At 63.4% G+C, this 1,792-nt stretch carries 2 protein-coding genes; both read left to right on the plus strand.

The features are described from left to right. The first annotated feature begins 18 nt into the window (after positions 1 to 18). The gene (soxC, locus tag ACLKMW_RS26375; RefSeq protein WP_415727491.1) at positions 19 to 1,308 is read left to right on the plus strand and encodes a sulfite dehydrogenase; all 1,290 of its coding nucleotides are present in this window, start codon (positions 19 to 21) and stop codon (positions 1,306 to 1,308) included. Continuing rightward, positions 1,286 to 1,792: c-type cytochrome (locus ACLKMW_RS26380; RefSeq protein WP_415727490.1), on the plus strand; the 507-nt coding region annotated here is incomplete at its 3' end. The genes soxC and ACLKMW_RS26380, both read left to right, overlap by 23 nt.

Genomic DNA, 1,792 nt, shown 5'->3' on the forward strand with positions numbered 1-1,792 from the left:
GACATCTGGGAGGCACCTATGAAGAGAACTGAAACTCGCGACGCGCTTGTCGACAAGGGTCGCAGGCGCCTGTTGACGACTGCGTTGGGCGGAGCGGCGCTTGGGGGCTCCAGCGTCCTGATAGCCAAGGCGGCAATGGCGCAGGACAGCGGCGCGTCGTCCCTGATACCAAAATCGATGCTGTCGCAGGGCAAGCCGATCCTCTCGCCCCCTTATGGGCTTCCGTCGGAGTTCGAGGAGGACGTGATCAGGCGCCCGACCGATCTCACGCCGACCGCTGAATCGTCCTGGAGCTTCACGCCGCTTCAGGACCTCCACGGCACGATTACCCCGAACGGTCTGTTCTTCGAGCGCCACCATGCGGGTGTTCCGACCATCGATCCCGACAGCCACAGGCTCCTGGTCCACGGCCTCGTCGACAGGCCATTGGTCTTCACCATGAACGACCTGACGCGCTTTCCCGCCGTGACGAGAATCCATTTCCTGGAGTGCTCCGGCAATTCGCTGACCGAGTTCACCAAGCCGGCTGCCACGGTCCAGACCTCGCACGGCCTCCTGTCCTGCGTGGAGTGGACCGGGGTGCCGCTCGCGACATTGCTTCAGGAGGTCGGCGTGAAGCCGGAAGGCAAATGGGTTCTAGCCGAAGGCGCGGACGGCGCGGCCATGACGCGCTCGCACCCGATCGAGAAGGCGATGGACGACGCGCTGATCGCCTTCGCCCAGAACGGCGAGCGCCTGCGGCCCGAGCAGGGCTATCCGGTCCGGCTGCTCCTGCCCGGCTTCGAGGGCAATATGAGCATCAAGTGGCTTCGCCGCATCAAGATAGGCGACCAGCCTTTCATGACCCGCGAAGAAACATCGAAGTACACCGACCTGATGCCGGACGGACATTCGCGGCAATTCACCTACACGATGCAGGCGAAGTCGGTCATCACCAGCCCGGCGGCCGGAGGCATGATCGAAGGCGGTCCGGGTCCTGTGCAGATTAGCGGCATCGCATGGTCAGGCGAAGGCAGGATCCAGAAGGTCGACGTTTCCGTCGATGGCGGACGGTCCTGGCGGACAGCGAGCCTCGACGAGCCCGTCCTGCCCAAGGCGCTGACGCGCTTCCGGCTGCCATGGGTCTGGGATGGTTCCCCGACGATCATCGCCAGCCGGGCGGTAGACGAGACGGGATATGTCCAGCCGAAGCGCGAGGCGTTGATCGCCGAACGCGGCACGAACTACGTCTATCACTACAACGCGATCGCGCCTTGGAAGATCGCCGAGAACGGGGAGGTGACCAATGTCTACGCCGCTGGAGCATAGAACCATCATCGCTGCGGTGGCGGCCGTCGCCGTCGCAGGATCGATGCTCGCCGCCGCAGCTCAATCGACAGGAGAAGCCGGAGCGCAACCGGGCGCCGAGCCGCTGGGGATCGGCCAGACGCCTGACGAGGAGTTGGTCGAGGCTTGGAACATCGACATCTCGCCGGCAGGAGACAATCTTCCCGAAGGAAGTGGATCCGTTGCGGAAGGGAAGAAGATTTACGCAAACTCCTGCATTGCCTGCCATGGCGAGACCGGCGCCGAAGGTCCGATGGATAAGCTCGTAGGCGGGCGGGGCAGTCTGAATACGGACAAGCCGGTGAAGACGGTCGGGAGCTACTGGCCCTATGCAACGACGCTTTACGACTACATTCACAGGGCTATGCCCTTCGACAGTCCGCAATCACTGACGGACGATCAGGTCTATGCCGTCACGGCCTATGTCCTCAACCTGAACGGGATCGTCCCGGACGACGCCATTCTC

It is taken from the genome of Borborobacter xinjiangensis, from assembly GCF_047739745.1.
Classification (GTDB): Bacteria; Pseudomonadota; Alphaproteobacteria; order Rhizobiales; family Rhizobiaceae; genus Pseudaminobacter.

What these genes read in the sequence shown, in the direction of transcription:
- soxC (WP_415727491.1), top strand. Translation starts at nt 19, where the DNA reads ATGAAGAGAACTGAAACTCGCGACGCGCTTGTCGACAAGGGTCGCAGG.